Origin of the sequence: Pseudomonas sp. St386, assembly GCF_018325865.1 — a bacterium.
Lineage (GTDB): Bacteria > Pseudomonadota > Gammaproteobacteria > Pseudomonadales > Pseudomonadaceae > Aquipseudomonas > Aquipseudomonas brassicacearum.
The window spans coordinates 4,232,549-4,249,813 of the sequence record NZ_AP021900.1 but is presented as its reverse complement, the minus strand read 5'-3'; the positions used below and the strand labels follow the sequence as shown (position 1 = coordinate 4,249,813).

Annotated in this window: 22 protein-coding genes; 6 read left to right on the top strand and 16 right to left on the bottom strand. The window is 61.8% G+C overall.

Annotated elements, in window-relative coordinates:
- The first annotated feature begins 204 nt into the window (after nt 1–204).
- Nucleotides 205–864, top strand: a complete 660-nt coding sequence (locus KI235_RS18565) for an HAD family hydrolase (RefSeq protein ID WP_003203038.1) — start codon at nt 205–207, stop codon at nt 862–864.
- Nucleotides 865–1,011: 147 nt separating this feature from the next.
- Here KI235_RS18565 and ppnN read toward each other — a convergent pair whose 3' ends face one another.
- Complete coding sequence (gene ppnN / locus KI235_RS18560) at nt 1,012–2,385, bottom strand: nucleotide 5'-monophosphate nucleosidase PpnN (RefSeq protein WP_003203037.1); 1,374 nt, start codon at nt 2,383–2,385, stop codon at nt 1,012–1,014.
- Between the two features lie 217 nt (nt 2,386–2,602).
- Here ppnN and KI235_RS18555 point away from each other — a divergent pair, with 217 nt between their 5' ends.
- Nucleotides 2,603–3,136: a DUF3087 family protein gene (locus KI235_RS18555; protein ID WP_003203035.1), complete on the top strand. Its 534-nt coding sequence runs from the start codon at nt 2,603–2,605 to the stop codon at nt 3,134–3,136.
- 4 nt (nt 3,137–3,140) lie between these two features.
- Here the strand turns inward: KI235_RS18555 and KI235_RS18550 are convergent, their stop codons facing one another.
- The 8 genes from KI235_RS18550 to KI235_RS18515 all read right to left on the bottom strand — a co-directional run bounded on the left by KI235_RS18550 (nt 3,141) and on the right by KI235_RS18515 (nt 10,464).
- Nucleotides 3,141–3,611 carry an arsenate reductase ArsC gene (locus KI235_RS18550; protein WP_013693623.1) on the bottom strand — a complete coding sequence of 157 codons (471 nt, stop codon included), beginning with the start codon at nt 3,609–3,611 and terminating at the stop codon, nt 3,141–3,143.
- A 141-nt stretch (nt 3,612–3,752) separates the two neighbouring features.
- Nucleotides 3,753–3,932, bottom strand: a complete 180-nt coding sequence (locus KI235_RS18545) for a general stress protein (RefSeq protein WP_053162905.1) — start codon at nt 3,930–3,932, stop codon at nt 3,753–3,755.
- Between the two features lie 125 nt (nt 3,933–4,057).
- A complete protein-coding gene (locus tag KI235_RS18540) occupies nt 4,058–4,621 on the bottom strand; it encodes an ATP-dependent Clp protease proteolytic subunit (RefSeq protein ID WP_003203029.1) in 564 nt (187 codons plus the stop codon).
- A 118-nt stretch (nt 4,622–4,739) separates the two neighbouring features.
- A complete protein-coding gene (locus KI235_RS18535; RefSeq protein ID WP_003203027.1) occupies nt 4,740–5,795 on the bottom strand; it encodes a DNA topoisomerase IB in 1,056 nt (351 codons plus the stop codon).
- Between the two features lie 272 nt (nt 5,796–6,067).
- The gene (modC, locus tag KI235_RS18530) at nt 6,068–7,147 is read right to left on the bottom strand and encodes a molybdenum ABC transporter ATP-binding protein (protein ID WP_003203025.1); all 1,080 of its coding nucleotides are present in this window, start codon (nt 7,145–7,147) and stop codon (nt 6,068–6,070) included.
- 3 nt (nt 7,148–7,150) lie between these two features.
- The gene (modB, locus tag KI235_RS18525; RefSeq protein ID WP_003203023.1) at nt 7,151–7,831 is read right to left on the bottom strand and encodes a molybdate ABC transporter permease subunit; all 681 of its coding nucleotides are present in this window, start codon (nt 7,829–7,831) and stop codon (nt 7,151–7,153) included.
- The gene (modA, locus tag KI235_RS18520) at nt 7,832–8,584 is read right to left on the bottom strand and encodes a molybdate ABC transporter substrate-binding protein (protein ID WP_003203021.1); all 753 of its coding nucleotides are present in this window, start codon (nt 8,582–8,584) and stop codon (nt 7,832–7,834) included. It lies immediately after the preceding gene.
- Nucleotides 8,585–9,393: 809 nt separating this feature from the next.
- On the bottom strand, nt 9,394–10,464 hold the full coding sequence (locus tag KI235_RS18515) for a nitronate monooxygenase family protein (RefSeq protein ID WP_123350748.1): 1,071 nt from the start codon (nt 10,462–10,464) through the stop codon (nt 9,394–9,396).
- A 148-nt stretch (nt 10,465–10,612) separates the two neighbouring features.
- Here KI235_RS18515 and KI235_RS18510 point away from each other — a divergent pair, with 148 nt between their 5' ends.
- Nucleotides 10,613–11,101, top strand: coding sequence for a GyrI-like domain-containing protein (locus KI235_RS18510; protein ID WP_013693620.1), 489 nt, complete (start codon nt 10,613–10,615; stop codon nt 11,099–11,101).
- Here the strand turns inward: KI235_RS18510 and ada are convergent.
- The 5 genes from ada to KI235_RS18485 form a co-directional block, all read right to left on the bottom strand.
- The gene (gene ada, locus KI235_RS18505; RefSeq protein WP_003203015.1) at nt 11,065–12,138 is read right to left on the bottom strand and encodes a bifunctional DNA-binding transcriptional regulator/O6-methylguanine-DNA methyltransferase Ada; all 1,074 of its coding nucleotides are present in this window, start codon (nt 12,136–12,138) and stop codon (nt 11,065–11,067) included. The two genes, KI235_RS18510 and ada, sit on opposite strands and share 37 nt — an antisense overlap.
- 88 nt (nt 12,139–12,226) lie before the next feature.
- Entirely contained in the window at nt 12,227–12,907 is a 681-nt protein-coding gene (gene alkB, locus KI235_RS18500) for a DNA oxidative demethylase AlkB (protein WP_212795221.1), read from the bottom strand.
- On the bottom strand, nt 12,894–13,610 hold the full coding sequence (locus KI235_RS18495) for a 2OG-Fe(II) oxygenase (protein WP_003203010.1): 717 nt from the start codon (nt 13,608–13,610) through the stop codon (nt 12,894–12,896). Before KI235_RS18495 ends, alkB begins: the two co-directional genes overlap by 14 nt.
- Nucleotides 13,611–13,880: 270 nt before the next feature.
- Nucleotides 13,881–14,051, bottom strand: coding sequence for a hypothetical protein (locus tag KI235_RS18490; RefSeq protein WP_003203009.1), 171 nt, complete (start codon nt 14,049–14,051; stop codon nt 13,881–13,883).
- A gap of 30 nt (nt 14,052–14,081) precedes the next feature.
- Complete coding sequence (locus KI235_RS18485; protein WP_003182962.1) at nt 14,082–14,384, bottom strand: DUF1883 domain-containing protein; 303 nt, start codon at nt 14,382–14,384, stop codon at nt 14,082–14,084.
- Between the two features lie 203 nt (nt 14,385–14,587).
- On the opposite strand from KI235_RS18485, the gene KI235_RS18480 reads away from it, so the two are divergent.
- Nucleotides 14,588–14,938, top strand: coding sequence for a hypothetical protein (locus KI235_RS18480; protein WP_003203007.1), 351 nt, complete (start codon nt 14,588–14,590; stop codon nt 14,936–14,938).
- A 109-nt stretch (nt 14,939–15,047) separates the two neighbouring features.
- The gene (locus KI235_RS18475) at nt 15,048–15,278 is read left to right on the top strand and encodes a hypothetical protein (protein WP_003203005.1); all 231 of its coding nucleotides are present in this window, start codon (nt 15,048–15,050) and stop codon (nt 15,276–15,278) included.
- On the opposite strand, the gene KI235_RS18470 is transcribed toward KI235_RS18475, so the two are convergent.
- Together KI235_RS18470 and KI235_RS18465 are read right to left on the bottom strand one after the other, a co-directional pair.
- Complete coding sequence (locus KI235_RS18470) at nt 15,279–15,560, bottom strand: hypothetical protein (RefSeq protein WP_003203004.1); 282 nt, start codon at nt 15,558–15,560, stop codon at nt 15,279–15,281. It abuts the gene before it with no gap.
- Between the two features lie 115 nt (nt 15,561–15,675).
- On the bottom strand, nt 15,676–15,891 hold the full coding sequence (locus KI235_RS18465) for a hypothetical protein (protein ID WP_003203002.1): 216 nt from the start codon (nt 15,889–15,891) through the stop codon (nt 15,676–15,678).
- A gap of 234 nt (nt 15,892–16,125) precedes the next feature.
- Between KI235_RS18465 and galU the strand changes: the two genes are divergently transcribed.
- Complete coding sequence (galU, locus tag KI235_RS18460) at nt 16,126–16,965, top strand: UTP--glucose-1-phosphate uridylyltransferase GalU (protein WP_003182953.1); 840 nt, start codon at nt 16,126–16,128, stop codon at nt 16,963–16,965.
- Nucleotides 16,966–17,265: the final 300 nt, after the last annotated feature.

Below are 17,265 nucleotides of genomic sequence, written 5' to 3'. Positions count from 1 at the left end.
AACACAAATCCCCTTTGGGTCAGCAGTGGGTCAGCCTGTGGGAGCAAAGCTTGCTCGCGATGACCTCATCACATACAACGCCCCTGTTGGCTTTAAAACCGCTATCGCGAGCAAGCTTTGCTCCCACAGGCTCGCCTCCACAGAGGATTGGGTTCTGGCGATGTTACAGTGGCCATCACCCGCCACGCCGCCACCGAGGATCCGATGTCTGCCAGTCTCCCCACCCACATTGCCTATCGCGCCTTCCTGTTCGACATGGACGGCACATTGCTCAACTCCATCGCCGCCGCCGAGCGGATCTGGACGCGCTGGGCCGTGCGTCATGGCGTGGACGTGGCGACGTTCCTGCCGACGATCCATGGCGTGCGCGCCATCGACACCATCGCCCGCCAGCACCTGCCAGGGGTGGATGCCCAGGCCGGGGCCGAGCAGATTACCCGGGAGGAAATCGAAGACGTCGAAGGGGTGGTGCAGGTGCCCGGTGCGCAGGCCTTTCTGAACAGCCTGCCGCCAGAGCGCTGGGCAATCGTCACCTCAGCGCCGATGGCATTGGCCTTGCGCCGTATGGAAGCCGCCGGAATTCCACGTCCTTTGGTCATGGTCACGGCCGAAGACGTCAGCGATGGCAAGCCCAACCCAGCCTGCTATCGCCTGGCGGCCGAACGCTTGCAAGTGGCACCGCAAGAATGCCTGGTCTTTGAAGACGCCGAGGCGGGCATCCGGGCAGGCGAGGCGGCCGAGGCGGATGTGCTGGTGGTAACGGCGACGCATACGCACCCGGTGGTCACCCTTCATCCGCAGATCAAGGATTACCTTGGGCTTGGTATTGAGGTGGATGAAGCCGGGCTGATGCGGATTCAGTAATCACACAATCCCCTGTGGGAGCGCGCCTGTGGGAGCAAAGCTTGCTCGCGATAGCCTCATCACAGGCAATATCTCTGTTGGGCCTTTAAACCGCTATCGCGAGCAAGCTTTGCTCCCACATTGGATCTGCTGTGGTCTTTGAACCGGTCAGGTCACCACGCGATAGCACGGCACATACGCCGCGCCGCCCGGCAGTTTCATGCGGTGCTGGGCGACGAAGGCCTGGAGCAGGCGGTCGAGGGGTTCCATGATGGCGGCGTCGCCGTGGATTTCGTACGGGCCGTGTTCTTCGATCAGGCGGATGCCCTTGTCCTTGACGTTACCGGCCACGATCCCCGAGAACGCCCGGCGCAGATTGGCGGCCAGTTCGTGGGCGGGCAGGTCGCGGCTCAGGCCCAGGCTGGCCATGTTGGCGTGGGTCGGGTCGAACGGGCGCTGGAAGCCCTCGTCGATCTTCAGCAGCCAGTTGAAGTGGAAGGCGTCGTTGCGCTCGCGGCGGAACTGCTTGACCTCCTTGAGCCCTTGGGTCATCTGCCGTGCCACTTCGGCCGGGTCGTCGATGATGATCTGATAGTGCTTCTGCGCCTCCTCACCCAGGGTTGCACCGACAAACGCATGCAACTGATCGAGGTACGGCGCGGCGCTTTTCGGCCCGGTGAGAACCACCGGGAACGGCAGGTCCTGGTTGGCCGGGTGCATCAGGATCCCCAGCAGGTACAGGAACTCTTCCGCCGTACCGGCGCCGCCCGGGAAGATGATGATGCCGTGACCGACACGCACGAAAGCCTCGAGGCGTTTCTCGATGTCCGGCAGGATCACCAGCTCATTGACGATCGGGTTCGGCGCCTCGGCGGCGATGATGCCCGGTTCCGTCAGGCCCAGGTAGCGACCGCCATGGATACGCTGCTTGGCATGGGCAATGGTGGCGCCTTTCATCGGGCCTTTCATCACGCCAGGGCCGCAACCGGTGCAGATGTCCAGGCTGCGCAGGCCCAGTTCGTGGCCGACCTTCTTGGTGTATTTGTATTCTTCGGTGTTGATCGAGTGACCGCCCCAGCACACGACGATTTTCGGCTCCACGCCTGGACGCAAGGTGCGGGCGTTGCGCAGCAGATGGAACACGTAGTCGCTGATGCCCTGGGACGAGCTGAGGTCGATGCGCTGGCTGTCCAGCTCGTTCTCGGTGTAGACGATGTCGCGCAGGGCGCTGAACAGCATTTCCCGGGTGCTGGCGATCATTTCGCCGTCGACGAAGGCGTCGGCCGGCGCGTTCAGCAGCTCCAGGCGCACGCCCCGGTCCTGCTGGTGAATACGGATCTCGAAGTCCTTGTAGGCTTCCAGGATGGTCTTGGCGTTATCAACATGGGCGCCGGTGTTGAGGATGGCCAGGGCGCACTGGCGGAAGAGGGTATAGATACTGCCGGAACCGGCTTCGCTCAGTTGCTGGACTTCGCGCTGGGACAAGGTCTCCAGGCTGCCCTTGGGGCTTACCGAGGCGTTGATTACATGTCTTTGAGTCATTCAGCTTTCCTTGAAAACGATGCCATGCACACAACGACGGCATCTTGAAAAAAACGTCCACGCAGAAAGATCGCACGATCCTTGCGCTATCGCCATGGACTTTGGTCCGGACCCGGCGAGTCGGTTGCGCTACAAAATGAGCTCCAGCATAGCTAAATCGACCGGGCAGGCGATAATGCGTGACTCTTTTGATGCCGTACAAGGAAATTGCACCGCGATGTTCGAGATCAAACCGTGGGATGGCGACACGTACCGCAAGCAGACTCGCCGCAGCACCCTGATCATCGCGGTGGTGTTCCTGGCCCTGGCGATGCTGCTATCCAGCCTGGCCGTGATGCTGCTGGGCACGCCCGGAGGCGATAACTTTCGTTTCAATCTCGGCGGGGTGATTGTCGCGGTGCTGGCGATGGCTGCGCTGATGCGCCTGTATTTCTGGTCGCAGCCGTGGATGGCCGCCGCCGTGTACGGTTGGCAGCTCAAGCGCAGTCTGATGAAAATCACCAACGTGATGCACCAGGTGACCGCCGGGGTGCAGGCCCAGGACCCCACCGCCATGAAACTGCTGCGCTTCTATCACCTGGGACTGGCCCAGATGCATCAGCTGGACGCCAACTCCAGCGCCCAGGGCTCCCTGGCGCGAGAGGCCGAGGCGCACCTGGCGAAGATGCAGGCGCTGGGCCTGGACCCCGAACAATCGCGTCTGGACCCGAGCTGGATCGAGACGGTGAAGCAGGCCTATCGCGCAGGTTGATCGGTCAGAGGGTGCCGATGCGGTCGAGCTCGGCTTTCAGGGCCTGGGCATCGAGCTGGTCGAAGGGCAGGGCGAAAAACGCCCGGCAGCGGGTTTCGATACGATCCAGGGTGGAATGGAAGGCTTGGCCGATCTGATCGTCGTTGCCTCTGACGGTCGATGGATCGACCAGGCCCCAGTGGGCCTTGATGGCGGGGCCGAAGTACACCGGGCAAGCATCGCGAGCGGCGCTGTCGCACACGGTGATGACGATGTCCGGCGGGCTGCCCTCGAGCGCGTCGTAACCCTTGCTGCGCAAGCCTTGGACGCTGATACCGGCTTCTTGCAAGGTGCTCAGGCTGCGCGGGAGCACGTGGCCCTTGGGGAAACTGCCGGCGCTGACGGCCTCGAACCCGGCTGGGGCCAGATGGTTGAACATCGCTTCGCTGAGAATGCTGCGGCAACTGTTGGCTGTGCACATGAAGAGGACTTTCATCGATCGGCTCCGATAAGCGCAAGGTTGGGCTGCGCCGGAGTATATGCGGACAATCGAATATATGGAATTTCGTATTTGTGGCGAGGGGAAGAGCGGATAGCGCCGGGGCGCAGTACGTCTGCGCCCCAACGATTTGGGTGGTTACGATTTTCTGCCGCCGCCTTGGTTGCGTTCGCTACCTTTGTTACCGGCTCCAGTGCCTTTTTGCCGATCGTTGGCAACGTTGCCGCCCGACGCTTGTCCGCCTTTCTTGCCGGCTTCCGATGCTTTTTCACGATCATTGGCGAAGTTGCCTGGGTTTTTGTTTCCGCTACTGGCCATTTCGAGAATCCTCATTTTGGTTGAGCGAGCAACGTGCCTCGCATTAGTTGGGAAAGAAAATGGCTGAGGGAAGTTTAAAAAAAACCGCTTGCTGGCGACGAATGGTCAGCCCTCAGTCTTCACTTCTAATCCTCGCCACCGCTGACTTTCCAATGCTTGGCATCCGTGGGGAAAATCACTTGCTCGACCCGATGGGCAATGCCGAAAGCCAGGGAGTTTTCCGCCGGGATCACCCGCTCTTCGGCGCACAGGCATTTGAAGATATCCAACTGCGTCGCCGCGCCAGCGGTTTCCTTGACGTAGATTTCCACGTAGCGCGCCACGTCGTTGTCCAGGCTGGACAGGTACTCGCGCAAGCGTGAGTGGTCCACGGATTTCTGGCCGAAATACCAGTTCATCGGATGAATCAGGAAACGCGAATGCGGGGTGGTGGTGCGGTCGCTGGCGGCCAGGTACATGACGATGCCCATCGACTCGATGTTGCCGGCGTTCACCGCACGTACCGGTACCGGAAGGGACTTGATGAAGGTGTAGAGGGTGAAACCGAAGTTGGTACTGCCACCGACTGTGGAGAGATTGAGCATCAGCGAGTCGGCGCCTTTCTCAATGGCCTCCAGGCAGTTATCGCGAAAGCGTTCGGTGGTTCCCTGATCGATCTGGCAATGAAAATGGACAATGTGTTCGGACATCTGAAACTCCTGTCGACTTCACCCTTTTTGAAGTGCCTGCGGATCGGCTGTGCCGTACAGTTGGGAGTCCAGCGGTCTGCGGATGTTCCTCATCCGTGGCTGGCTGCTGGTGAGCGCATCAAGCCGGTTGCTGCTGTTCGCATTTCTGGGCGGCTTGCGTCATGCGCTGCAGAAACAGCGTCAGCCCGGCTTCTTCTTCGCTGAGGCCTTTGCGTGCCCGGGGTTTGGGCAACTGGGTCAGGGCACCGAGCAGGAAACCTTCCACCACCGCAGGATGAATGTAGCACTTGCGACAGACGGTCGGCGTGTTGCCCAGCTGTCGGGCGACTTGCCTGACCATCTCGGCGACGTGTCTTTTGGCCTCGCTCTCGGTTTCCCAGCGCAGCGTCCGCAACCCGGCCAGAGCGGCTGCGCTGCCGGCCCAGGTGCGGTAGTCCTTGGCGGTGAAGTCAGCGCCAGTGAGGGTCTTGAGGTAGGCGTTGATGTCCGAAGAACTGATGGCGTGGCGCTCGCCGTGTTCGTCCAGGTACTGGAACAGGTTCTGCCCGGGGATCTCCTGGCAACGCTTGATGATCCGCGCCAGGCGCCGATCCTTTACGGTGATCTGGTGCTCGATGCCGCTCTTGCCACGGAACTGGAAGGCGATGGCGCTGCCGTTGATCTCGACATGTTTGTCGCGCAGGGTCGTCAGGCCGTAGGAGCGATTGTCCCGGGCGTATTGGCTGTTGCCGACGCGGATCAGGGTCACGTCCAGCAGGGTGATGACCGTGGCCATGACTTTGTCGCGGCTGAACCCCGGCGTGGCGAGGATTTCCTCCAGGCGTTTGCGCAAGCGCGGCAGGGCCCGTCCGAATTCCAGCATGCGCGAGTACTTGTCCGCATCACGGACCTCACGCCAGCGCGCATGGTAGCGGTACTGCTTGCGCCCGCGGGCATCGCGCCCGGTGGCCTGGAGATGGCCGCGCGGGTCGGTGCAGATCCAGACATCGGTGTAGGCCGGCGGCACCGCCAGGGCATTGATGCGCTGAATCTCGGCTGCGTCGGTGATGCGCTGGCCCTGCGGGTCGAAATAACAGAATTTGCCCCGCTGCTTTTTACGGGTGATGCCCGGGGCCGTGTCATCGACATAATGCAGGTCGGCCGGCAGTGCATCCGGCGGCAGGGTATCGGGCATGAAAAGAGTCCTTGGCAGCGAATCCGGTGGCCTGTGAATTCATTGACCGCAGGCTGTTGCCGTCGTGCCAAGATTCTAAGGTTGCCGCAAAACCTGTGGGAGCAAACCAGCAGGAGTAAACCAGCAGGAGCAAACCAGCAGGAGCAAACCTGTGGGAGCAAGGCTTGCCCGCGATAGCATCGCCTCGGTCTATCAGCTACACCGAGGTGCTTGCATCGCGGGCAAGCCTTGCTCCCACAAGCTCCCACAGTGTGATCCGCTGGTTTCGGACCCTACGCCAACACCGCCACCGCCTTGATCTGCGCCCACAACACCTGCCCTGGATGCAATTTCAGCTGATCGCGCGAATAGCGGGTGATACGCGCCAGCAGCGGGGTGCCGGCGGCTTCCAGGCGGATCAGCACGTGGGCGGCGTTGTCGGCGGCCTGTTCGCTGACCACGGTGACTGGCAGGCGATTGAGGATGCTGGTCTGGGCATCGTTCGCCAGGCTGAGGCTGACGTCCCGGGCCTGGACCTTGAAGCGCAGCGGCTGGCCGAGGGCCAGGGAGGTGTGGGCCACGCGTACGTTCAGTTGGCTGTCGGGCAGATTCAGGGTCAGCAATTGATAAGCCGGGTCGTACCCGCTGACCTTGCCCTCGATCACCACGCCTGCATCATCCCCCAGGGCCAATGGCAGGTCGAGCCGGGCCAGGGTTTCGCCGATCGGCCCACTGGCCAGCGCGCGACCGCCGTCGAGCAGCACGATGTGATCGGCCAGGCGCGCCACTTCATCCTGGGAATGGCTGACATACAGCACCGGGATGTCCAGCTCATCGTGGAGCCGTTGCAGGTACGGCAGGATTTCGTTTTTGCGCCGGCTATCGAGGGCCGCCAGCGGCTCATCCATCAACAGCAGTTGCGGGCTGGTCAGCAAGGCGCGGGCGATACCCACCCGCTGGCGCTCGCCGCCGGACAGGTTGTGCGGCTGCCGATCGAGCAAGTGCCCGATGCCCAGCAGTTCGGTCGCCTGTTGCATGTCCACCCGCCGTTGTGCCGGCGCGATGCGCTTGAGGCCGAACGCCAGGTTGGCCCGCACCGACAGATGGGCGAACAGGCTCGCCTCCTGGAACACATACCCCACCGACCGTTTATGGGGCGGCACGAACACAGCGTGCTCACTGTCTTGCCAGACTTGGCCGTTGACCTCGATAAAACCCCGGGCCGGCCGCTCCAACCCGGCGATGCAACGCAGGCAGGTGGTTTTGCCGGAACCGGACGGCCCATACAGAGCGGTCACGCCACGGCCGGGCAGTTGCACATCCAGGTCCAGGGAAAAAGCCCCGTGGTCGAGCTGCAAACGCGCGTGAATCATCGATCAGCTCCAACCGGCACGGGTTCGGCGGCTGGAGTACAGCGCCAGCAGCACCAGGAATGAAAACACCAGCATTGCCGCCGCGAGCCAGTGGGCCTGGGCGTATTCCAAGGCTTCGACATGGTCGTAGATCTGCACTGACACCACCCGGGTTTTCTCCGGGATGTTGCCGCCGATCATCAGCACCACGCCGAATTCGCCGACGGTGTGGGCAAAGCCAAGAATCGCCGCAGTGATGAAGCCGGGGCGGGCCAGGGGCAGGATGACGCTGAAAAACGTATCCCAAGGCCCGGCTCGCAGGGTGGCGGCGACTTCCAGCGGGCGACTGCCGATGGCGGCAAAGGCGTTCTGCAACGGCTGCACCACAAACGGCATGGAATAGATCACCGAGCCGATTACCAACCCGGTGAAACTGAAGGTGAGGGTGCCTAGCCCGAGAGCTTGGGTGAGCTGGCCGATCCAGCCGTTCGGCCCCAACGCCAGCAACAGGTAGAAGCCGATCACCGTGGGCGGCAGCACCAACGGCAACGCGACCACCGCACCCACCGGCCCGCGCAGCCAGGAGCGGGTGCGCGACAGCCACAATGCGATGGGCGTGCCGATGAGCAGCAGGATCACCGTGGTCAATGACGCCAGTTTCAGGGTCAGCCAGATGGCGGCATAGTCGGCGCTGGTCAGTGGCATTTAGCGTTGGTAACCGTAGGTTTGGATGATGGCGGCGGCTTTCGGGCCCTTGAGGTAATCCACCAGGGCCACGGCAGCGGGGTTGTCCCGGCCCTTGTTGAGGATCACCGCGTCCTGTTTGATCGGGTCGTGCAGTTCGGCCGGGACGATCCATGCCGAGCCGCCCGTCACTTTGCCGTCCTTGTACACCTGGGACAAGGCGACGAAGCCGAGTTCGGCGTTACCGGTGGAGACGAACTGATAGGCCTGGGTGATGTTCTGGCCTTCGACGAGCTTGCTTTTCACCTGCGCGGTCAAGCCGAGCTTGTCCAGCACCTGGGTCGCGGCCAGGCCGTAGGGCGCGGCTTTCGGGTTGGCGATGGACAGGTGTTGGAAATCGTTGTGCTTGAGCACCTGGCCCTGGCTGTCGACATAACCGTCCTTGGCCGACCACAGCGCCAGGGTACCGACCGCGTAGGTGAAGCGCGAGCCCTTGACGGTGTCACCTTCGCTTTCGAGCTTGGCCGGGGTGGTGTCGTCGGCGGCGAGGAAGACTTCGAATGGCGCGCCGTTCTTGATCTGGGTGTAGAACTGCCCGGTGGCCCCGTAAGCCGCCACCAGTTTGTGTCCGGTGTCTTTTTCGAAGTCGGCGGCGATGGCCTGGATCGGCGCGGTGAAATTGGAAGCGACTGCCACCTGCACCTCAGCGGCCTGGGCGGCGCCAATGGCAAAGAACGTGGTCAGCAGCAACGGCGCGAAGCGGGTGAGAGGCATGGGTGAGGCTCCGTGGGGTCAGGTTCGCTATATACCGGAATATATAGCGAATGACCGACAAACGGAACGCGGCATTTCGCCCGGGGAGTGAGATGCAAGGGTGTGGGAGCCAAAGCTTGCTCGCGAAGACGGTGGGTCAGCTAGCATCCATTTTGAATGTGCTACCGCCATCGCGAGCAAGCTCAGCTCCCACAGGTCCGGTGGTGTACCCGGATGTGCCGGTTGCCCCCAATCCCCTGTGGGAGCGAGCCTGCTCGCGAAGACGGTGGGTCAGCTAGCATCCATTTTGAATGTGCTACCGCCATCGCGAGCAAGCTCAGCTCCCACAGGTCCGATGATGTGCCTGGATGTGCCGGTTGCCCCCAATCCCCTGTGGGAGCCAAGCTTGCTCGCGAAGACGGTGGGTCAGCTAGCATCCATTTTGAATGTGCTACCGCCATCGCGAGCAAGCTCGGCTCCCACAGGTCCGGTGGTGTACCCGGATGTGCCGGTTGTCCCCCAATCCCCTGTGGGAGCGAGCCTGCTCGCGAAGACGGTGGGTCAGCTAGCATCCATTTTGAATGTGCTACCGCCATCGCGAGCAAGCTCGGCTCCCACAGGTCCGGTGGTGTACCCGGATGTGCCGGTTGTCCCCCAATCCCCTGTGGGAGCGGGCTTGCTCGCGAAGACGGTGGGTCAGCTTGCATCCATTTTGAATGTGCTACCGCCATCGCGAGCAAGCTCGGCTCCCACAGGTCCGGTGGTGTGCCTGGATGTGCCGGTTGCCCCCAATCCCCTGTGGGAGCGAGCTTGCTCGCGATGGCGTTCGATCAGGCATCCGCCCTGTGGAGCCGGGCCAACGCCTCCTCGGCCAGCCGCCGAGTCAGCTCGGCCGTCGACAGCTCGCGGCCCAGAGGGAAGGCCTGGCCGGCCCAGAGGTTACTGAAGTCTGCTTCACCCTTGGCGCGCAACGGCATCAATGCACCACCCGCCAAGGGAAAAGCCGGGGCCAGTGGGCTCATCGGGCCCACTTCGCGCATCACCCGGTTGACGATGCCTCGGGCCGGGCGACCAGTGAACAGGTTGGTAACAGCCGTCTGGCTTTCCTTGGCCGTGCGCAACGCCCGGTGATGCGACGCGCTGATCTTCGCCTCGGGGGTGAACAGGTAGGCGCTGCCCAGTTGCACCGCCGAGGCACCCAGGGCGAATGCCGCGACGATTCCCCGCGCATCGCCAATGCCGCCGGCAGCGATCACCGGCACCTTCACTGCATCCACCACCTGCGGCAGCAAGGCAAACAGCCCGACTTGGGTGTTGAGGTCGTCGCTGAGGAACATTCCGCGATGACCACCGGCTTCGTAACCCATGGCAATGATCGCGTCGCAACCATGCTGTTCAAGCCAGATGGCTTCCTCGACGGTGGTGGCCGAGGAAAGGATTTTCGCGCCAGTGGCCTTCACCCGATCCAGCAAGGATTTTTCCGGCAGGCCGAAATGGAAACTGACAACTTTGGGACGCATCTCTTCCAGCACCCGGCAGGCGGCATCGTCGAACGGCGTGCGGTTGGACACCGGGGTCGGCGCGTCGAAGTCGACGCCCAGTTCCTGATAATACGGCTTGAGCCGTTGCTTCCAGGCCTCGGCTCGCTGTTCGTCAAAGGCCGGCGGCTGGTGACAGAAAAAATTCACATTGAACGGTTTGTCGGTCTGCTCGCCGATGGTCGTCAGCGCCTGGCGCAGTTGCTCGACATCGAGCATCGCCGCCGGCATTGAACCCAGCCCGCCGGCATTGCACGTCGCGACCACCATGGCCGGCCCGGTCACCCCGGCCAGCGGCCCCTGGATGATGGGCAGCTCGATACCGAGCAGGTCAAGAATGCGAGTGTCTGGCCACTGGCTCATGTGCGGGTCTCCGACGGCAGAAGGAAACAGCGGTTTTAGCAGGTGTGGGCCGGCGAGGGCCAGTCGAGTTTTTCAATCGAGCGTTGCAACTTGATCCCGACGACGGGAGGGTTACCATGCGGGCTTCATACATCAAGGAGCCCGACCCATGGACGTGAAACTCAAGACCGTCGAACCCTTCATCGTGGCCGGTTTGCAGGTGCGCACCCGCAACACCGACGAGCAGCAGCCCGACACCGCCCGGATCGGCCCGATGTGGCAGCAGTTCTTCAACGAAGGGCTGTTTGACACGATCCCGGCCCGGCAGTCGGAGTCGTTCGTCTACGGGGTGTATTCCAATTACGAGTCCGACGCCACCGGCCACTTCGATGTGACGGCCGGGGTGCAAGTGGATGCGACCAGCGCAGGCTACCCCGCCGTGGACATCGAGGGCGGGGATTACCTGATGTTTGCGGCCAAGGGGCCGATGCCCGACTGCGTGATTCAGACCTGGGGCCTGATCTGGGCGTACTTCGCGGATAATCCGCAGACGCTGCGCCGCTTTACCACCGATTTCGAGGTCTACAGCGGCCCCGATTCGGTGGCGATCTACATCGGCATTCAATCCCCGGACGAGCGCTCCAGCGCCAGCAACTGACGCTTGCGCTCCACACCCCAGCGATAGCCCGACAGGTTGCCGTCGCTGCGTACCACTCGGTGGCAAGGGATCGCCACCGCCAGGCTGTTGGCGCCGCAGGCCTGGGCCACGGCGCGCACGGCCTTGGGCATGCCGATGCGCTGGGCGATCTCGGCGTAGCTGGCGGTGCTGCCGGCGGGAATATCCCGCAAGGCTTGCCAGACCCGCTCCTGGAAGGCGGTGCCGCGCAGGTCCAAGGGCAGGTCCAGGCCCAGGGCCGGTGCTTCGATGAAGCCAACCACCTGGGCGATCAACTGCTCGAACTCGCGGTCGGCGCCGATCAGGTTGGCCCGGCGGAACTTGTCTTGCAGGTCCCGCACCAACGCGTCCGGGTCGTCCCCCAGCAGGATCGCGCACACGCCACGCTCGCTTTGCGCCACCAGGATCGCCCCGAGGGAGCATTGGCCGACGGCGAAACGGATGTCGGTGTTCTGCCCGGCGGCGCGATAGTCGGCGGGTTTCATGCCCAACACCTTGTCGGCTGCCTCATAAAAGCGGCTGTTGGAGTTGAAGCCGGCGTCGTACAGCGCCTCGGTGATCGTGCCGCCATCGGCCAGGCGTTCGCGTACCTTGCGTGAGCGGTGGGCGGCGGCATAACCCTTGGGGGTCAGGCCAGTGACTGCCTTGAAGACCCGATGAAAATGAAAGGGACTCAAGCCCGCGCTCTCTGCCAGTTCATTCAGGCCAGGCAGTTCCTCGGCCGCCTCGATCTGCCGGCAGGCGGCGGCAACCCGTGCCGCTTGTTGGGCGGCGATCTGGGTCTGGTCCCGAGCCACGCGCTTGCTGGGCCGGTAACCGGCGGCCTGGGCCTGTTCCGGCGTGTCGAAGAACTCGACGTTGCGCGGGTTGGGCAGGCGCGACAGGCTGCTTGGGTGGCAATAGATGCCGGTGGTTTTCACGCCATAGACGAAGGTGCCGTCGGCGCGTGGATCCCGGGCGAGCACGGCGGCCCAGCGCGGATCCAGTTCAGGGGCGAGATTGTTCGAAGTGCTGTTCATGGTCGTTATGTCCATTGGCCCGTTTTGCCTACAATAGCGAGCCATTCCAGTGGCGACACTCCGGGTCTTGCGGTTGAATTCTGCACCTTCACCCGGCGGTGCGAAACGTCAGGTTGATCCGCTGGGTACCCAGGCGCGGGTGCTGGCCTTCCTTGAGCGGCAACACGCCGTGGTAGCGCAACCGGTCCACGCCGCCCCAGACCACGATGTCGCCATGGAACAACGGGATGCGCAGGCTTTTGTCACTGCGCTCGAAGCCGCCGAACTGGAACACCGCCGGCAAGCCCAGGGACATCGAGACGATGGGGGCGGCGAGGGAGCGTTCGTTCTTGTCCTGGTGCAGCGACATCCGCGCGCCGGGCACGTAGCGGTTGATCAGGCAGGCGTCGGGTTCGAAATGCTCGAAGTGCGCCTGCCGGGCGGCGGCCTGGGCCAGTTCGCGAAACACCGCCGGCATGTCGGGCCAGGGGTGGCCGGTCTGCGGATCGTGGGCGGTGTAGCGATAGCCGCTGCGGTCGGTGGTCCAGCCCAGCGCACCGCAACTGCTCAAGGCCACCGACATGGTAAAGCCACCGGGCGTGACCATCTGCCGGAAAGGCGCCGCCTGCAAGACGCTTCCCAGCGCCGGCAGCAAGCGCTCGAGCCAGGGCAGGGCGAACCCGCGCAGCACGAACGCTTGCTGGCCGATCTGCTCGACCTGGCCAGGCGTGGTGGGCGCCTGGTCGGCGAACAGGTCCAATGTGAGCGGTGTGTCATTACTGCGCATCATGAAAAATGATTCCCAAGGTGTGCCGCCTGCCGCTGTGCACGCAGCTGACGCCATGGCGCATGTTCACCCGATAATAACCGCGAACGCCTTTGACGGGCCGCTGGTGCACGGCAAACACCACGGCATCGCCCTGTTTCAGATCGATGACCTGGGGCCGCGATTGCATGCGCGGGCGCTGTTCGGTGAGGACAAACTCGCCGCCGGTAAAATCCCGACCCGGTTCCGACAGCAGGATCGCCACCTGCAGTGGGAACACCTGCTCGCCGTACAGATCCTGGTGCAGACAGTTGTAGTCCTGCGGACCGTATTGCAGCAACAACGGCGTAGGCCGCGATTGCCCGGCGGCGTGACAGCGCCGGATGAAGTCAGGGTGTTCGTGGGGGTAGCGCACTTCAATACCCATGTGTTCATTCCAGCGGTTCGCCAGCGGTACCAACGCTGGATACAACGACTGGCGCAACTGCTGGATGAGGTCGGGCAGCGGATAGCGAAAATACTGATACTCGCCGCGCCCGAATCCATGGCGGGCCATGATCACCCGCGAACGAAAAAGCCCGGGTTCGGCGTACAGACCACTCAGCAGCCGGCATTGTGTTGTCGGTAGCAGGTTGCGAATGATTGCACAGCCGTCCTGGTCGAGGCTGTTCTCCAGGGCTGGCCAGTCCAGGTCGTGTATGCATTGGATTAGCGAGGGTAGGGACATGATGACAATCCTTGGTAGAAAGGACTGGTCAGTCTGGGGAGTGCTTTGACGGCTGACACTCCGGATCTTGCGGTGTGTCAACGGCCGAGCGCTCACCTACCCTGAGCTGACACACCCGTCACCCTGTGGCGAGAGGATTATCTGTGGGAGCAAGGCTTGCCCGCGATGAAGGCAACGCGTTCTGTCGGGGTGAACGAGGCGCCTGCATCGCGGGCAAGCCTTGCTCCCACAATGGGGATAACCCTCCCACAAAAACAGTCGGATGAGTTGTTACAGCGCTTTGCTGACCTTGACGTCGCTGATCACGTCGTCGGTCTGGCCATGCAGCTTTTGCAATGCGGCCCTGGCTTCTTCCTCGGTCCCGGTTTCCAGTTGCGCGAATTCGAAGCGGCGTTCGTCGTTGAGCTTGTACTTGATGACGTATTTGGTCGTCTGGGACACGGTTTTGCCTGTCTTGAAAGTGGGCGAGGCTCAGCTCAGTTTCGAGCTGGAACGCCGGATGATTTTGATCTTGTGGGTCAGGGTCGGTTTGCGCGTGACGCTGATTGCACGGCGGTTGACGGTGTCGATGGTGATGTTCCAGAAACCGGTGCTAGGGGCAGTGATCCGGGCCGGGAAGGTGTCGAACGCGCCGCCGTGATACGTGTGCCGGCCGCCGTTCTTGAAGCTACGGAAGTTGGCGTCGTTCATCAAACGGATGTTGCACATTTGGGAGCATTCGATGACGACAATGTCGTCTTCGTTCAGGTGCTCGCGCTGGTGGATGAATTTCATGGGCGCCTCCAGAAGGGCTTTTTCTACAAAATCAAAACGATAGCAAGGGGCAATGATGCGCAGTTTATCAGCCCCGAGTGTTAATATCCGGCCCGCGCTCCAGGCTTTGTTCATTTATTGCAGGTTGCGGGAAAAATAAAGCGGTGCGGCACCGGAGAAAAACGGCGTCTGCACTGTCGGAGGATCTTTATCGGAGGAATCATATGAAGCGCAGCGTGTGGGTGTTGGCATTGGCCATGAGTGGATGTGCATCGGTATCGGACATCAACCAGACGCCCCCCACCATGAGCGTCATCTCCGGAAAGAAACCTCACGAATATGCCAAGTGTGTTTCCGACAAACTGGCCAAAAGCCGTGGTCCGCTGCAAGTGGAGCCACACAAGAATGGCGTTCGATTGATCGTCCCGGGCAAACTGTCGACCCTGCCGGCGGCGGTGTTCGACATTGACGAGCGCTCCAGCGGCAGCAGCATCAAGCTGCACGAAAGCATGTCCAATGTACCGGTGCGTCCGGGCGACGTGCAGGATGCGGCCAACGCCTGCATTTCCGGCTGATCGCATTGCGCGCCTGACGAGCGGACCGGGCATCGGATAAACTACTGCCCTCGACAAAAAATGCCGCCACGGTTCACGTTGGCGGCATTGTCATTCATGGAGTCAGTCGATGAAACGCGAGCAGGTGCGCGAGCGCCATGCAGAAGGTCTTATCTGTGCCACCCACGTGATTCAGAACCCGGCGAGCCCGGGCGAATGGATCGTGTTCTTCAAGAAAAGCGCCGGACGCAGTTTTTTCCTGGTGGATGACCAGGACGAAGTCGAGTCCTTTGCCCGTCTCGACGAACTGATCGAAACCCTGCGCGGGCTGGGCATCAAGTTTGCCGAGATTCACATTTGATTACTTGCAGACCACCACGACACTGCGGCTGGTGAAGTTACCGACGTCGACGCCCAGGGTCTTCTCGCTTTCCTTGGCCTGGGGCGTGCCGTCGGTACCGACGATGCGGTAGCCGGTGCCGGCACAGGACGCATCGGCCTTTTCGTAGCACGTCGCCCAGGAGTTGGCCTCACCCGAGCAGTCGATGGCCAGGCCTTGTTCGCCGTTGTCCAGGTAGGTTTTTTCGGCTGAGGCACAGCCCGCCAGGGCCAGGACTGCAAACAGTGCCAGAAGTGTCTTCATGGGGTCGTCATCAAGGAGGGAAGGGCAAGCGCGAGATTATAGCGAATGGCCACTCCGGTACAGCTAAACAAGCCTCGTTCAATGCCCGCGTGGCATTTTTACGAGGCTCGTCTGGTTACTTCTTGCGGCGGGGGCTGCGGGCGGGGGCGGTGTCGCGTTCTTTCACTGCGGGGGCAGCGCGCTCATCCTGGAATACCGCGGCCACTTCCACCGCCATGGCCTTGCTGGGCAAGGGACCGGCGACCTGCTCGCCGTGGTAGTTGATAATCCACCACTGGCCGTCCTTGCCCTGGCTGACCGAATAACCGTTTGCGTTTCTTGTTGCCGACATCTAGCTGCCTCATTGGCGTGATCAAGGGCACCATGATACGTCAAATGCTCGCAAACAGCGCTCACTGGCGTACAGTGGGTCCGCTGGAGCCATCGAAACGAAAGGCGATTGAACTATCCGCCGTTTTTTATTTCTCTATGATGGCACCGGTTGGCCAGCGCGGGCATTGTAAGGTGCCTGTTGCCTGATTAGACTGCGCCGAAACTCGTACACACCGCCTTTTCAAGGACTTATATGATCAAGAAATGCTTGTTCCCAGCAGCCGGTTACGGTACTCGCTTCCTGCCAGCGACTAAAGCCATGCCCAAAGAAATGCTGCCGGTGGTGAACAAGCCACTGATCCAGTACGGCGTCGAAGAAGCCCTCGATGCGGGCCTGACGGAAATCTCCATCGTCACCGGTCGCGGCAAACGCGCCCTGGAAGACCATTTCGACATCAGCTACGAGCTGGAAAACCAGATCAAGGGCACCGACAAGGAAAAATACCTGGTCGGTATCCGCAAACTGCTGGATGAGTGCTCGTTCTCCTACACTCGCCAGACCGAAATGAAAGGCCTGGGCCACGCGATCCTGACCGGCCGCCCACTGATCGGTGACGAACCGTTCGCCGTGGTCCTGGCGGATGACCTGTGCGTCAACCTCGAAGGCGACGGCGTATTGACCCAGATGGTCAAGCTGTACAAGCAGTTCCGCTGCTCCATCGTGGCGATCCAGGAAGTCGATCCGCAGGAAACCAACAAGTACGGCGTGATTGCCGGCGAAATGATCCGCGACGACATCTACCGCGTCCACAGCATGGTTGAAAAACCAAAACCTGAAGACGCACCGTCGAACCTGGCGATCATCGGTCGCTACATCCTGACCCCGGATATCTTCGACCTGATCGAACAGACCGAGCCAGGCAAGGGCGGCGAGATCCAGATCACCGACGCCCTGATGAAACAGGCCCAGAACGGCTGCGTCATGGCCTACAAGTTCAAGGGCAAGCGTTTCGACTGCGGTGGCGCCGAAGGCTACATCGACGCGACCAACTTCTGCTTCGAGAACTTCTACAAGACGGGCAAGGCTTACTGATAGCCTGCGCCACGCCTTGAAAAAAACGCCCCGACTGGTTCGGGGCGTTTTTTTTTGGCTTGGGGAAAAGTCTCTCGCCAATCATCAATCACACAAACAAAACCCTGTGGGATATGAAAAATCCTGAGACCACCCCAAAACAACTGTGGGAGCGAGCTTGCTCGCGATAGCGGTGGGCCAGCCTACACCCATGTTGAATGTGCCGCCGCCATCGCGAGCAAGCTCGCTCCCACATGGATCGGCGTAACTTGAGCGGCCCAACTGGCTTTTCCATTTTCCGCCCCCATAACCATCGCAACG

What these genes read in the sequence shown, in the direction of transcription:
- KI235_RS18565 (WP_003203038.1), top strand. Translation starts at nt 205, where the DNA reads ATGTCTGCCAGTCTCCCCACCCACATTGCCTATCGCGCCTTCCTGTTC.
- ppnN (WP_003203037.1), bottom strand. Translation starts at nt 2,385, where the DNA reads ATGACTCAAAGACATGTAATCAACGCCTCGGTAAGCCCCAAGGGCAGC.
- KI235_RS18555 (WP_003203035.1), top strand. Translation starts at nt 2,603, where the DNA reads ATGTTCGAGATCAAACCGTGGGATGGCGACACGTACCGCAAGCAGACT.
- KI235_RS18550 (WP_013693623.1), bottom strand. Translation starts at nt 3,611, where the DNA reads ATGAAAGTCCTCTTCATGTGCACAGCCAACAGTTGCCGCAGCATTCTC.
- KI235_RS18545 (WP_053162905.1), bottom strand. Translation starts at nt 3,932, where the DNA reads ATGGCCAGTAGCGGAAACAAAAACCCAGGCAACTTCGCCAATGATCGT.
- KI235_RS18540 (WP_003203029.1), bottom strand. Translation starts at nt 4,621, where the DNA reads ATGTCCGAACACATTGTCCATTTTCATTGCCAGATCGATCAGGGAACC.
- KI235_RS18535 (WP_003203027.1), bottom strand. Translation starts at nt 5,795, where the DNA reads ATGCCCGATACCCTGCCGCCGGATGCACTGCCGGCCGACCTGCATTAT.
- modC (WP_003203025.1), bottom strand. Translation starts at nt 7,147, where the DNA reads ATGATTCACGCGCGTTTGCAGCTCGACCACGGGGCTTTTTCCCTGGAC.
- modB (WP_003203023.1), bottom strand. Translation starts at nt 7,831, where the DNA reads ATGCCACTGACCAGCGCCGACTATGCCGCCATCTGGCTGACCCTGAAA.
- modA (WP_003203021.1), bottom strand. Translation starts at nt 8,584, where the DNA reads ATGCCTCTCACCCGCTTCGCGCCGTTGCTGCTGACCACGTTCTTTGCC.
- KI235_RS18515 (WP_123350748.1), bottom strand. Translation starts at nt 10,464, where the DNA reads ATGAGCCAGTGGCCAGACACTCGCATTCTTGACCTGCTCGGTATCGAG.
- KI235_RS18510 (WP_013693620.1), top strand. Translation starts at nt 10,613, where the DNA reads ATGGACGTGAAACTCAAGACCGTCGAACCCTTCATCGTGGCCGGTTTG.
- ada (WP_003203015.1), bottom strand. Translation starts at nt 12,138, where the DNA reads ATGAACAGCACTTCGAACAATCTCGCCCCTGAACTGGATCCGCGCTGG.
- alkB (WP_212795221.1), bottom strand. Translation starts at nt 12,907, where the DNA reads ATGATGCGCAGTAATGACACACCGCTCACATTGGACCTGTTCGCCGAC.
- KI235_RS18495 (WP_003203010.1), bottom strand. Translation starts at nt 13,610, where the DNA reads ATGTCCCTACCCTCGCTAATCCAATGCATACACGACCTGGACTGGCCA.
- KI235_RS18485 (WP_003182962.1), bottom strand. Translation starts at nt 14,384, where the DNA reads ATGAAATTCATCCACCAGCGCGAGCACCTGAACGAAGACGACATTGTC.
- KI235_RS18480 (WP_003203007.1), top strand. Translation starts at nt 14,588, where the DNA reads ATGAAGCGCAGCGTGTGGGTGTTGGCATTGGCCATGAGTGGATGTGCA.
- KI235_RS18475 (WP_003203005.1), top strand. Translation starts at nt 15,048, where the DNA reads ATGAAACGCGAGCAGGTGCGCGAGCGCCATGCAGAAGGTCTTATCTGT.
- KI235_RS18470 (WP_003203004.1), bottom strand. Translation starts at nt 15,560, where the DNA reads ATGAAGACACTTCTGGCACTGTTTGCAGTCCTGGCCCTGGCGGGCTGT.
- KI235_RS18465 (WP_003203002.1), bottom strand. Translation starts at nt 15,891, where the DNA reads ATGTCGGCAACAAGAAACGCAAACGGTTATTCGGTCAGCCAGGGCAAG.
- galU (WP_003182953.1), top strand. Translation starts at nt 16,126, where the DNA reads ATGATCAAGAAATGCTTGTTCCCAGCAGCCGGTTACGGTACTCGCTTC.